14 protein-coding genes and 2 riboswitches are annotated in these 12,697 nt (G+C 56.9%); of the genes, 3 read left to right on the top strand and 11 right to left on the bottom strand.

Features of this window, described 5'->3' with window-relative positions; translation table 11 throughout:
- The first annotated feature begins 188 nt into the window (after positions 1-188).
- A complete protein-coding gene (locus tag PH256_RS14125; protein ID WP_270914686.1) occupies positions 189-1,088 on the top strand; it encodes a LysR family transcriptional regulator in 900 nt (299 codons plus the stop codon).
- 61 nt (positions 1,089-1,149) lie between these two features.
- Here the strand turns inward: PH256_RS14125 and metK are convergent, their stop codons facing one another.
- From metK to PH256_RS14110, 3 genes are all read right to left on the bottom strand, one after another.
- Entirely contained in the window at positions 1,150-2,295 is a 1,146-nt protein-coding gene (gene metK, locus PH256_RS14120; RefSeq protein WP_087184752.1) for a methionine adenosyltransferase, read from the bottom strand.
- Between the two features lie 115 nt (positions 2,296-2,410).
- A riboswitch (SAM riboswitch) is annotated at positions 2,411-2,506 on the bottom strand.
- Positions 2,507-2,563: 57 nt separating this feature from the next.
- Complete coding sequence (locus PH256_RS14115; RefSeq protein WP_270914685.1) at positions 2,564-3,199, bottom strand: ECF transporter S component; 636 nt, start codon at positions 3,197-3,199, stop codon at positions 2,564-2,566.
- Positions 3,177-3,350, bottom strand: coding sequence for a hypothetical protein (locus PH256_RS14110; protein WP_270914684.1), 174 nt, complete (start codon positions 3,348-3,350; stop codon positions 3,177-3,179). Before PH256_RS14110 ends, PH256_RS14115 begins: the two co-directional genes overlap by 23 nt.
- A riboswitch (FMN riboswitch) is annotated at positions 3,335-3,459 on the bottom strand. Its footprint overlaps the gene before it by 16 nt.
- A gap of 171 nt (positions 3,460-3,630) precedes the next feature.
- Here PH256_RS14110 and PH256_RS14105 point away from each other — a divergent pair.
- The gene (locus tag PH256_RS14105; RefSeq protein ID WP_270914683.1) at positions 3,631-4,731 is read left to right on the top strand and encodes a mechanosensitive ion channel family protein; all 1,101 of its coding nucleotides are present in this window, start codon (positions 3,631-3,633) and stop codon (positions 4,729-4,731) included.
- Between the two features lie 66 nt (positions 4,732-4,797).
- On the opposite strand, the gene PH256_RS14100 is transcribed toward PH256_RS14105, so the two are convergent.
- From PH256_RS14100 to PH256_RS14065, 8 genes are all read right to left on the bottom strand, one after another.
- Positions 4,798-5,481, bottom strand: coding sequence for an HAD family hydrolase (locus tag PH256_RS14100; RefSeq protein ID WP_270914682.1), 684 nt, complete (start codon positions 5,479-5,481; stop codon positions 4,798-4,800).
- Between the two features lie 226 nt (positions 5,482-5,707).
- The gene (locus PH256_RS14095) at positions 5,708-6,988 is read right to left on the bottom strand and encodes a dicarboxylate/amino acid:cation symporter (RefSeq protein ID WP_270914681.1); all 1,281 of its coding nucleotides are present in this window, start codon (positions 6,986-6,988) and stop codon (positions 5,708-5,710) included.
- A gap of 1 nt (position 6,989) precedes the next feature.
- Entirely contained in the window at positions 6,990-7,835 is an 846-nt protein-coding gene (rfbD, locus tag PH256_RS14090; protein WP_270914680.1) for a dTDP-4-dehydrorhamnose reductase, read from the bottom strand.
- Positions 7,836-8,023: 188 nt separating this feature from the next.
- Positions 8,024-8,386, bottom strand: coding sequence for a cyclophilin-like fold protein (locus PH256_RS14085; protein ID WP_270914679.1), 363 nt, complete (start codon positions 8,384-8,386; stop codon positions 8,024-8,026).
- 234 nt (positions 8,387-8,620) lie between these two features.
- On the bottom strand, positions 8,621-9,481 hold the full coding sequence (locus tag PH256_RS14080) for an aldo/keto reductase (RefSeq protein ID WP_270914678.1): 861 nt from the start codon (positions 9,479-9,481) through the stop codon (positions 8,621-8,623).
- A 33-nt stretch (positions 9,482-9,514) separates the two neighbouring features.
- Positions 9,515-10,372, bottom strand: a complete 858-nt coding sequence (locus PH256_RS14075; protein WP_270914677.1) for a DUF3737 family protein — start codon at positions 10,370-10,372, stop codon at positions 9,515-9,517.
- A 29-nt stretch (positions 10,373-10,401) separates the two neighbouring features.
- On the bottom strand, positions 10,402-10,629 hold the full coding sequence (locus tag PH256_RS14070; RefSeq protein WP_270914676.1) for a hypothetical protein: 228 nt from the start codon (positions 10,627-10,629) through the stop codon (positions 10,402-10,404).
- A gap of 253 nt (positions 10,630-10,882) precedes the next feature.
- Positions 10,883-11,317, bottom strand: coding sequence for a MarR family winged helix-turn-helix transcriptional regulator (locus tag PH256_RS14065; protein ID WP_087184760.1), 435 nt, complete (start codon positions 11,315-11,317; stop codon positions 10,883-10,885).
- 146 nt (positions 11,318-11,463) lie between these two features.
- Between PH256_RS14065 and PH256_RS14060 the strand changes: the two genes are divergently transcribed.
- Positions 11,464-12,630, top strand: a complete 1,167-nt coding sequence (locus tag PH256_RS14060; RefSeq protein WP_270914675.1) for an MFS transporter — start codon at positions 11,464-11,466, stop codon at positions 12,628-12,630.
- The last annotated feature ends 67 nt before the right edge of the window (positions 12,631-12,697 follow it).

Here is a 12,697-nt window from a genome sequence, read left to right as displayed (position 1 = left end):
AGCCGCATTCCTTTCGTAGTTGCATGTTCCGGAAGGCGGCCGCTCTTCTGTGCCGCCCGGCGCGGGGAAATGCTGCCTTGACTGGCAACATTTCTCTGCCCGCACTTGATTATACGGCCGATTTCATATAAAATCAAATTAGTATTTATCGTCAATTAATAAGTTACATTTATAGAAAGTGTGATCGTATGCTGGACCCGAAGCTTCATACCTTTTTACTGCTGGTGCAGTGCCAAAGCACCACCCGCTGCGCGGAGCTGCTCCACCTGACCCAACCCGCCGTAAGCCAGCACATCCGGGCGCTGGAAACGTCCTATGGGGTAAAGCTGTTTGTCAAGGAAGGGCGGCGGCTGGCGCTCACCCCGCAGGGGCATCGACTGGCCCAGCTCTGCCGCCGTCTGGCCACGCTGGACGAGCAGATTGCCCGGGAAATGCATCAGGGAGATACCCCCACCCTGCGCTTCGGAGCAACGCTTTCCATCGCGGATGGTCTGATGCCTGCGGTGCTTCCTCAGCTGGTGGACCGGTTTCCTGATATCCAGTTCCACATGGTGGAGCAAAACACCCATGTGTTGCTGGAGCAGCTGGAAAATGGTCTGCTGGATTTCGCCCTGATCGAAGGCAATTTCGACCATCGACGCTACGATTATCACCCCTTCTTTGTCAGTCGCTTTGTGGGCCTGTGCAGCCCGAACAGCCCTTACCGAGTCTTCCGCTGTCTGCGGGATACCCTGCAGGCTCCGCTGATTCTGCGGGAAAGCGGCAGCGGTACCCGGGACATTTTTGAGGGAGAATGCCGCGCTCACAATCTTGCAGTGACCGACTATGTGAGTCTGTGTGAGATTGAACACATCCCCACCCTTCTGGGCCTGGTCGCCGCGGGTAAGGGCATCACCTTCGCCTACGAAGCCGCTGCCCAAAGCCTGCTGGCACAAAACCAATTGCAGGTGATGGAGCTGGAGGACCTGCAGCTGGAACGCCCCTTCCACTTCGTCTGCCTGCCCGGCAGCCCCCAATCCGAGCTGCTGGCACAGCTGGCCAGGGCAGTGGAACAGGCAGCTGAGAACTGCATACCCCCAAAAAGATAAAAAGGCACCCGCCCGCCGGAAGTTCTCCCGGCGAACGGGTGTCTTTCTATTATAAATTCAATCAGGCCAGTGCCGCTTTCAAAGCGTCCACACGGTCGGTGCGCTCCCAAGCCACACCCAGATCCTCACGACCCATGTGACCATAGGCAGCCACGGCGCGGTAGCCCGGCTTGCGCAGCTCCAGCGCGCTGATGATGGCAGCAGGACGCAGGTCAAAGACCTTGCGCACCGCAGCTTCCAGCTCCTCGCTGTTGTACTTGCTGGTACCAAAGGTATCCACCAGAATGCTCACCGGCTCAGCCACACCGATGGCGTAGGCCAGCTGGACCTCGCATTTTTCCGCCAGACCGGCAGCAACGATGTTCTTGGCAACCCAACGGGCAGCGTAGGCAGCACTGCGGTCCACCTTACTGGGGTCCTTGCCGCTGAAGGCGCCGCCGCCATGACGGGCATAGCCGCCGTAGGTGTCCACAATGATCTTGCGGCCGGTCAGGCCGGAGTCACCCTGAGGACCGCCCACCACAAAGCGGCCGGTGGGGTTGATGTAGTACTTGGTGTTCTCGTCCAGCAGCTCGGCGGGAATCACCGGACGGATCACCTGCTCCATTACCTCACGGCGCAGCTGCTCCATCTCTACATCCGGGCTGTGCTGGCTGGAAATGACCACCGCGTCCACGCGCACGGGCTTGCCGTCGTCGTATTCCACGGTCACCTGGCTCTTGCCGTCCGGCCGCAGGTAAGCCATCTGACCATTCTTGCGCACCTCGGTCAGCCGCTTGGCCAGCTTGTGGGCCAGGCTGATGGGCAGGGGCATCAGCTCGGGGGTCTCGGTGCAGGCATAACCGAACATCATGCCCTGGTCACCGGCGCCGCCTACCTGGTCGTTGGTACCCAGCGCAATATCCGGGCTCTGCTCGTCAATGTTGGTCAGCACAGCGCAGGTATCGGCGTCGAAGCCGTACTTGGCACGGGTGTAGCCGATGTCCCGGATCACATTGCGGGCAATGGACTGGATGTCCACATAGCAGCTGGTGGTGATCTCGCCCATCACATGAACCAGGCCGGTGGAGCAGGTGGTCTCGCAGGCCACGCGGGCATCGGGGTCCTTTTCCAGGATGGCATCCAGCACAGCGTCGCTGATCTGGTCGCAAATTTTGTCGGGATGGCCTTCGGTTACGGATTCAGAAGTAAAGAAACATTTCGGCATGGTGTTGCCCTCCTTGATTTGTATGCGCTCAGAGCGCAGGATTTGGCTGAAAAGCAACTTGCCGGAAACTGCAACAAAAAGCGCCCAAAGGCCCGAAAGCCTTTGAGCGCCGTTACGCTTATCTTTCGGTTTCCCGCAGGATTTGGCACCTTGCATCATGCAGGTTGCCGGACTTCACAGGGCCTGTTCCCTCCGTCACTCTTGATAAGTTGCTATTCAATTTTCGAAACACAGTGTAACACACCAGAAAAGGTCTGTCAAGCACTTTTTAGCGGTTGCGGCCATGCAGCACAGGGCTGAGGGGCTTGTAGATCAGGAAAGTGATCAGCGAAACGATCAGGCCCTTGACCAGAGTGAAGGGCATGTTGAAGATCAGCAGGCATTCCAGCAGGCCATTCACGCTGGGGCGCAGAGCCCGGTAGGCATCGATAATCAGGTCGATGCCGCCGAACATGGCGCTGTAGACCGGGTAGCTCAGGAAGTAGTTTACCGGCACCGAGATCACAGCCATAACCACGGAGCCGACCAGAGCGGCGATGACCGCACCCAGACGAGTCTTCTTATACTTGTAGATCACGCCCGCGCTGCCCACAAAAGCAGCACCCAGCAGGAAGTTGCACACCTCACCGATGCCGCCGGTGGAGCCGTGGAAGATGGCCGCCAGGATGTTCTTCACCAGGCAGACCACCACGCCGGACACAGGGCCCATGCTGAAGGCCGCCAGCAAAGCGGGCAGCTCGGAGATATCCATCTTCACAAAGCTGGGGATAAACATGGGCAGGCTGAAATCGAAGAACATGAGCACAGCAGCCACAGCGGACAGCATGGCGGTAACGGTCATGTTGCGTACCCGCCGGGTGGAGCGGGCCATGGTGGTGGGTTCAGCGGTTTTTGTGTTTGTCATAATCATTTTCCTCCCGGGCATTGCGCCCAATCATTTTTCGGAAAGTCGGCCCCAGTGTGTTGCCCGGCAGGTAAAACAAAACGCCCCTTTGCAGATGAAATACACCTGCAAAAGGGCGAACAACAAACCTAAACGCTGCCGTTTCTTTCATCCGGACTATACCGTCGGCTCTGGAATCGCACCAGATCAGCACCCGAAAACACCGGGTGGTCGCGGGCTATACCGCCGGTGGGGAATTTCACCCCGCCCTGAAACTGCTTTCTTAAGCATTATTATATGCGTGCCCACCGGGAAATGCAAGTGTTTTGTGAATTTTGTTTTGCAAAAGGTGCATATAACTTTTTTGAAAGCGGGGTGTGTGATATACTATGGATATACCCGTGTTCAGCAATTTGCACGGGATAAAAAATTCAACAGGACGGATCACTACTATGATTGAAAAAATCACAGGATATATTTTGAACACCGACGGTGCGCTCTTTCAGCTGGCCATCAGTCTGATTGTGTTCGCTGTCTCCTACCTGATCAGCCGGCTGGTGCGCTACAAGGTCATGCCCTGGCTGATGAATCTTCTGAACAAAAAGGAGAAAAAGGGACCTTACGTACTGGCCAAGGGCTTTTCCCGCCCGGCCCCGGTGGCCGTATGGACAACCGGCATCTTCCTGGCCTGCGTTCTGCTTCCTCTGCCCGCAGACCTGGCTGTTTCCTTCGGCAACCTGATGAGCAAGCTGCTGCGGGTGACCATGATCTGCCTGCTGGCCTGGGGTTTGATCGGCAGCAGCGACCTGGGCCCGGTGCTCTTTCACGACGTGAGCGGCAAGCTGGACCTGGATGTGGACCACACCGTCGCCAACTTTTTGAACAAGGTCCTCAAAGGCACCATTCTGGTATTCGCCATTCTGATGCTGCTGCAGGAGCTTGGTTTCCCTGTGGGCAGCCTTCTCACCAGCCTGGGCATCGTCGGCCTGACCCTTTCGCTGGCAGCGAAAGACTATGCCACCAACTTCTTCGGCGGCCTGGTGGTCATTTTTGAAAAGCCCTTCGCCATCGGCGACTGGCTCTGGTGCTCCGCCGGCGAGGGCGAAGTGGAAGACATCGCCTTCCGCTCCACCCGTATCCGCCAGCTGAACGACTCGGTGCTGGTAATTCCCAACAGCATTCTGGTAAGCAACGCCATGATCAACTACAGCCAGATCAATCGACGGCTGGCCAAATTCACACTGGGCGTTACCTATGACACTACCCGCAGCCAGCTGGAAAGCCTGCTGGCAGACATCCGGGCCATGCTGGCCGCCCGGGAGGATGTTTACGAGGATACCATTCGTGTACAGCTGACCGGCTTTGGCTCTTCCAGCATTGACATTCTCATTCAGTTCTATACAACCACCGGCGCACTGGCCGAATTCCTGAAGATTCAGGAATCCATCAATCTGGAACTGATGGATATTGTCTACAAAAACGGCTGCAGCTTCGCCTTCCCCTCCACCAGCGTTTACATCGAAAAGGCCCCGGCTTCCGCGCCCCGGTCCTGATTGCCAAAAAACAAAATGCCGCCGGGCGGTTTTCCCAAACAGGAATTCCGCCCGGCGGCATTCTTTTTATTCTTTTTCCGCCTGCTGCCAGCCGCGCAGGATCTCCAGCGCATCGGCAAGGCTTGCGGCCGCAGTAACGCCTTCCGGAACCGGCCGGCCTTCTGGATTCAGCCAGATGGTGCGGATGCCCAGCTTGGCCGGACCCAGGGCGTCGCCCTGCAGCGAGTCGCCAATGTGCACCACCTGATCCGGAGCAAGGCCTGCCAGCTGCAATGCCAGCTGATAGATACCCGGATGGGGCTTGGGACAACGGGCCATTTCACTGGTGACGATGCCCGCCGGAGAGATGCCGCACTGGCGCACCGCCTGCTCCACATAGCCGGTATCGCTGTTGGTTACAAGCCAAACGGGCAGGCCGCACCCGGTCATGAATTCTGCACTGCCCTCACACAAACCGGGCGCGGCCCAGTGCTCGGCCATTTTATCACAGAGAGCTTTTGGGTCTTCGCTGGAGTGATACTCTTCCAGCAGCTCCCGATAGCTCTCCAGTGCCAGCTCGTACTGGGTGCGGAAGGCATCGCCCCAGGCAGCCTGCTGCTTCCCGCCGTAACGCTTCCACCAGGCAGCGACCACTGACTTGGGATTTTTCTCACTGCCGCTTTCGCAGACATGCCGGATCACCTCGTAGGAGGCGGGGCCGTATTCCGGCACCAGTGTGCCGTAAAAATCGCAAAAAATTGCCTGAATCATATGCCTTTTCCCTTCCGGCGGCATTTGCCACCCGTTTTATGGCAGCACCGCACAATTCCAGGTGGTGGAGCGCGCCGGAAATTTTTTTGTGAGATGAACCCAAAAGCGCAGCCAATCCTTGGTGGATTGGCGAGCATTTTGGGAAAATATCACGAAAAATTTTGGCGTGATACGCCGCCTGAGCCGCGAGGCGTGCATTGTGCGGTGTTGCCTTTATCTTTATCGTTTACGAGCGCTCAAACACAGATTTGTCCAGCGCCTTGTTCTGATGGGCCACAATGGTGGTACATACCGCGTCGCCGGTGATATTCACTGCGGTACGGGTCATATCCAGAATACGGTCGATGCCCATGATCAGACCGATGGCCTCCACCGGCAGACCCACCGAGTTGAACACCATGGTCAGGGTGACCAGACCAACACTGGGAACACCCGCCGTGCCCACCGAAGCCAGGGTGGCGGTGCCGATGACGGTGATGTAGTCCATCATATCCAGATGGATGCCGAAGGCCTGAGCAGCAAAAACCACCGCCACACCCTGCATGATGGAGGTGCCATCCATGTTGATGGTGGCCCCCAGCGGGATGGTAAAGGAAGAAATCCGCTTGGATACGCCCATCTTCTTGGCCAGCGTATCAATGGACAGAGGAATGGTTGCGTTGGAGGTGGCCGTGGAGAAAGCAAAGGCCATAACCGGGAAGAAGTTCTTGATAAACTTGATGGGGTTCAGCCCGGTGAACAGCTTCAGCATGCTCAGGTAGACCACAAAGCAATGAATGCCCAGCGCCAGGAACACCGCCACCATATACTTTGCCAGCGGCAGGAAGGCACTGAAACCGATGGTGGCGAAGGTGCGGGAAATCAGGCAGAACACGCCCACCGGAGCCAGCGACATGACCATCATGGTCATCTCCATCATCACGTCGTTGAACTGGCTGAAGAAACTGCCCACGGTCTCGGCCCGCTCACCCAGCTTTGCCAGGATAACGCCCACGATCAGGGCGAACAGGATGATCTGCAGCATCTCGCCCTTAGCCAGCGCGCCGATGGGGTTGTCCGGGATAATGTTGAGCAGGGTCTCGGTAAGGGAGGTGGCCTGCATGCTTTCCACCTGGGTGGTGGTGCTCTGCAGTACACTCAGATCCAACCCTACACCGGGGTTGAGCAGGTTACCCACCAGCAGAGCCACCGTAACCGCACAGGCAGTAGTGCCCAGGTAGAAAATCAGGCTGCGTACGCCTACTGTACCCAGCTTTTTGGTGTCGCCAATGGACATACTACCGCACACGATGGAGCAGAACACCAGCGGTACCACCAGCATCTTCATCAGACGGATGAAGCCCTGACCCACCACATAGAGCACGCCTTCCACCAGAATATCATTCTTGAAGGAACCATCCGGAACCAGATAGCACAGGGCCACACCGAAGACAACACCCGCCAAAAGTGCAATGAAAATACGGGTGGTCAGACCCATCTTTTTTGTTTTCTTCGCGCTGCGCTCCATCTCAGCCCTCCCTTTCTTCCAGATATTCCGCCAGCGACGCCTGCCATACAGGCATCGCGTACAGGTCGATGATCCGCAGAATGAAATTATCCAGCACCGCGTAGGCCGGGCGGGCCAGATAATGGTCCGCTTCATTGGTAGCCCCGGGGCACAGCTGCCCCTGCAGGCCCGCCTGGCGCAGGATCTCCTGGGCAAACTCGTAGCGGCTGCACACGCCCTTGCAGGTGGCATGATAGGTGCCGTACTCATTGGTGTGGATCAGATGCAGAATCAGCCGAGCCAGGTCCTTGGCACTGGTGGGGCTGCCGTATTGATCCTGGGGAATGCTCATGCTTTCGCCCCTTTTTGCTGCCGCCAGTACACCATTCACAAAGTTGTTCCCCTTGCCGTACACCCAGCTGCTGCGAATGATAAAATGCTTGTGGGTGAACTCTTTCACATAGTTCTCGCCCGCTCGCTTGGACGCACCGTACACCGTCTGGGGATTGGTGTCGTCGAATTCGCTGTAAGGCTTTTCGGCATGGCCGTCGAACACGTCATCGGTGGAAAGCTGCACCATCTTTGCCCCCACCTTGCGAGCCACCAGGCTCAGGTTGCGCGCGCCCAGCGCGTTGACCCGGTAGGCCAGTTCCGGATTCTGCTCACACAGCGCAATGTCAGTGATGGCTGCGCAGTTGATGATCACATCCGGCCGGTTGATCTCGCCGAAGCTGAGCACCTCATCGGTATTGGTAATATCCAGTTCAGCCCGGTCGGTGTTGAAGGTCTCCATTTCCAATGGGTCCAGGATTTCATTTATCGCCGTGCCGATCTGGCCTTCTGCACCGGCGATCCATACTTTCAGCATCGCTAAGCTCCTTTCGCTGTTTGGTCTGCGGGCCGCCTGCCCGCTTCTGCTATTGTACACAATTGTTGTATACAATCTTTTTTATTATACCAACCGGGCTTTCCTCCTGTCAATTCCTCTGCCCCGGGTGGGACAAACAAAGCAGCCCGCCATTTCAATGACGAGCTGCTTTGCACAATCCGTTTGATTTATCTGGCTTCCGCAGTTTCCAGTGAGAGCGTCACGGTGACTGCTCCGTCCCCCAGCAGCTCCCGCAGCCGTTCTTCATCCGCATCATCAATGTGCCCCAGCCGGGTAAGGCTCCAGGAATTGGTACCGTAGTAGATCACAAAGGAACTACCTTGATACAGGATGATGTCCCCCGGGGCCGTGACCATCCGCTCGTTGTTCTGGGGCAGCGCGGTACCCAGAGGCCCCACCTTTTCCATTCCTGCATAGTCTTCCAGCGAGAGGGTGAGCGGGCCTTTCTTCAGCAGCTCTGCCAGCGCACGGGCGGAGCTGTTGTCTGCCAGGGTAGCTGTGAGTGTTGTATCACCGATTTGCAGGTTCATTTTGGTTGCCTCCTGTGTTTCCGATTCCACCGGCTTCGGCGTGGGAGCTGGTTCCGGCTGGCTCTGCGTGCTCTGTGCACTTTGTGCGGCCGGTTCTGATTCCACGTTCACAGCAGGCGCGGGCTGGCTACATCCCAAAAGGAGTGTACACCCGGTGGCCGCCGTGAGCAGCGCCAGCATACGGATTATTTTACCGGGTCTTTTCATGGCTGTTTCCTCCATCAACCCCAGCTTTTACCGGCCGCTGAACACCGGGAACACGCTGTACTCCCCATAATCCCGGATCGGAGGCAGCTGATTCAAGCGCTGCATATCCTCCGGTGCGATTTCAAAGTCCACCATCGCATTTTCCGCCAGATGCGCCTTGTTCGCGGTTTTGGGCAGGGGCAGCATCCCCAACTGAAGGGTGTAGCGGATGCACAGCTGGGCAGCGGTGACACCGTATTTCTTTGCCATGGCCGTGACCTCGGGGTGATTCAAAATCTGCCCGTGGGCCACCGGCGAATAGGCCTCCACCAGAATCCCCTTCTCCCGGCAATAATCCGCCAGTTCAAACGGCAGATTACCGATGTGGGCCAGCACCTGGTTCACCATGGGCGCCACCCGACAGCCAGCCAACAGGTTTTCCAGATCCGTCTGCAGGAAGTTGGAAACGCCGATGGCCCGCAGCTTTCCGGCCTTATACGCGTCTTCCAATGCCCGCCAGGCTTCCCGGTTGCCCGCAAAGCAGGGGTCCTCGCCCCGGAACGCCGCCCAGGGCTGGGGGCTGTGGATGAGCATCAGGTCGATGTAATCCAGCTGCATGGCTTTCAACGAACCGTCGATGGCTTTTACCGCTTCGTCATAGCTCTTGATCTCAGCAGCCAGCTTGGTGGTCACGAACAGCTGATGGCGGTCCAGTCCGCAGCTGCGCATGCCAAGGCCCACGCCCGCCTCGTTTTCATAGGCCTGGGCGGTATCGATGTGCCGGTAGCCCAGCTCCACCGCATCCCGTACCACCTGGGCCGCGTTTGCGTCCTCGATGAACCAGGTACCCAAACCCAGCTTGGGAATCTGCACGCCGTTGGACAGAGTATAATATTCCGACCGAATCATATTGTTCTCCTTTTCTCCATCATCTGATTTATTTTATGCACAGTGGCTGCCCGCCGGGCTTTCCACACAGATTTCTGCTCTGGCAGCCGGGTCATCCCGGATGACTTCTCCCACCTGAGGAACCCGGATACGCCCCTGATAAGGATTCTTGATGCTGATCAGCGGCGCGATGAGCTCCGCCTCCACCTGACTCTTTTCAAAGGCCAGGTCCGCTTCGTCCATCCGGCAGTTGATGAGCCGCAGCCCCTTGCAGTAGCACAGCGGCTGCGTGCCGATGATGTGGCAGTTTTCAAAGGTGACGTTATCGCAGTACCAAGCCAGATATTCCCCCTTGACCACGCTGTTTTTCACCACCACATTTTTGGCGTGCCAGAAGGCATCCTTGGTATCGAAACGGCAGTTGTCGAACACCGCGTCTTCAATGTACTGGAAGGAGTACTTGCCCTGGAAGGTCACGTCGGTAAAGCGCAGTGCACGGGAGCGCATCATGAAATACTCACTTTGCGCGGTGCAGCGGTTCATGGTGATACCGTCCACTGACCAGCCAAATTCCGGTGAAACGATGTCGCAGTCCTCCAGGGTCACATCGCCACACTCCCGCAGCGCCTTGATGCCGTGCAGCTTGCTCTGGCAAATGGTGATCCGGTTGGAATACCACAACGCAGCCCGGCAGTTCTCCGTGAGCTCACAGCCGGTAATTTTCAAATTCCAATCATGCCAGAAGGGATAACGCAGGTCGAAAAAGCTGTTTTTCACCTGGATGTTCCGCCCCTCCTTAAAGGCGCTTTCCCCGTCGGCCGGACCTTCAAAGGCGCAGTCCGTTACCAGAATATCCTGTTTGCCGTAAAGAGCACGCTCCTCATCGAAGCGCTGCCCGTGAATGGTTTCCATATTGCTTGCCTCCATCCCTTTTCTCTCCGTTATATCGGCTTGTTTGCCCGAATCTGATGCACCAGATAATCCAGACAGGCGATTTGCCGCTCTTTCTTATGGATCTGTTCCAGGAGAAGTGCACGCTGTTTTTGCAGCAGCCGCAGCTCTCCGGCGGTGTCGCCCTGCTGCCAGCAGCACAGCAGCTGCCCCGTCAGCTGCGGGCCACACCCCGCAGCCCGCAGCGCCTGAGCCCGGCGAGCCGTTTGTGCATCCATCGCCTCATCTCCTATCTCCACTTTGCTCTTTTGTTCTGCCTTCAGTATACGCCCCCGATTCTCACATAGCAAATACTTATTTGTTATGATTTATCATTCGTTTTTTCTATGCTTAATCGTCATGCCTCTGCACCCTGTGTCCCTGGAATTCTCCCGCAAAAATGAGCCCAGCCGCGGCCAGTGCATCATGCACCGGCCGCGGCTGGGCTTTTTGATATGAAACAGGTATGTCCGGCACGGCAAACCTACCGCTTTATTCCTCCTGCGCCAGAGTGGTTTCAGCAGCCAGCATCAGCAGACGGATAAACTCCTGCTTTTCCGCCTCGCTCATGCGCTGAGTCATCTGCGCAAGACCGTCGTCAATCTGCTGCTGGATAAACGGATAAACCTGCCAGGCTTTTTCTGTGGGGAGAATGTTATAGGTGCGCTTATCCTTGGGATTTTGCTCCCGCACAAGAAAACCGGTCTCCTCCAGCTTGTTCACCGTTTTTGCAATCACGCTCTTGTCCAGCGAGAGGCGCTTGGTGATTTCGTCCTGGGTGAGCGTTTTGAAATCGCAGACAATCAGGATCACCACCGCCTGCGCCGCGGTCAGGTCATACCGGGCACAGCTGTTGTTCAGCCAGATATGGGATTTGCGGTACAAAATTGAGATTGCCTTGAACGGGCTGTCGGCAATGGTGGACATAGCAAAGGCCTCCTGCTTCTGTTTTTGTTATTATAGCCCCATCCGGTGGCATTTGCAACCAGTTATTGACGCGGTGGCCATTCCGTGCTATTCTATAAATGGTGGCAATTGCCACCATTTTAAATTTTACGCAAAGGAGCTTTTCCATGAATTCATCTGAGAAAATCTGGAACCGGCGGTTTATTCTGCTGTTCATAACGAACCTGCTGGTTCTGGCCGCGTTTTATGCGTCCATCCCCATCATCCCCATCTACTGCCAGGAGATCGGCATCACCGGCTCCAAGGTGGGTATTGTGCTTACCGCCATGTCGGTGGCCACTATCCTCTTCCGCCCGGTAGCCGGGTATCTGCTGGACAACTTCAACCGCTACCGGGTCTATCTGGTATTCCTGGCGCTGTTCTGCCTGTCCTTCCCCGCATTCCTGGCCTTCCCCCTGTTCGGTGCGCTCATTGTTGTTCGTCTGTATATGGGCGCGGTGTACTCGGTGTGCGGCTCCGCGACCATGACGCTGGCGGGCGATGTTCTGCCCACCGCCAAAATCACCGAGGGCATCAGCCGGTTTGCGTTCACCGTGTCCATCGGCATGGCAATGGGCCCCTATGTGGGCCTGCAGGTGCAGAGTCATATGAGCAGCGCCGCCTCCTTCTGGACCATCTTCGGCATCACTGTGGCCGCGCTGATTTGCGTGTCCTGCTGCCGTATCCGGTACCCCAAGGTACAGCGGAAGAAATTCTCCATTCGGGATACCATTTACGGCCCGGCGCTGCCCTTCATGTTCAACATGATGTTCCTGATGATCCCCTACGGCGCAGTAATCGCCTATTCCTCCATTTTCGCCCAGGAGAAAGGCCTGTCCGCCTTCCTGCCCTACTTCTACATCTTCCTGGTGGCGGGTATGCTGGTCTCCAAGCTTTCCACCCAAAAGATGATCGACGCAGGACGGCACCGTGTGCTGGTGTACATCAGCCTGGCCGTGCTGATTCTGACCATGCTCAGCTATCTGTTCTTGAACAGCGGCATCCATCTGCTGGTCGCCGGGTTCTTCTTTGGTCTGGGTTATGGCATTCTGCAGCCGCTGTTCCAGGCCTTCGTTACCGGCACCACTCCCGCTCCTCAGCGGGGTGTGGCCAACGCCACCTACATGCTTTCCTACGATGTGGGCATCGGCATCGGCTCGTTGCTCATGGGCTTTATGCAGGAGAGCATCGGCCTGCCTCTGGGCTTCGCTCTCACCGCCATTGCCTATGCCATCGGCGGTGTGGTTTACCTGAGCTATGTGGACGGTTACTACCGCCGTTTGCGCCAGAAGTAAGCAATATCCTTGAAACAGCAATTCATATCTGCAAAAAAGCCGTGTCGGACAAGATCCGACACGGCTT

The sequence above is a fragment of the Allofournierella sp. CML151 genome, from assembly GCF_027853465.1.
In the GTDB taxonomy this organism is placed as follows: Bacteria; Bacillota; Clostridia; order Oscillospirales; family Ruminococcaceae; genus Allofournierella.
This window is presented reverse-complemented; position numbering and strand designations above follow the sequence as displayed.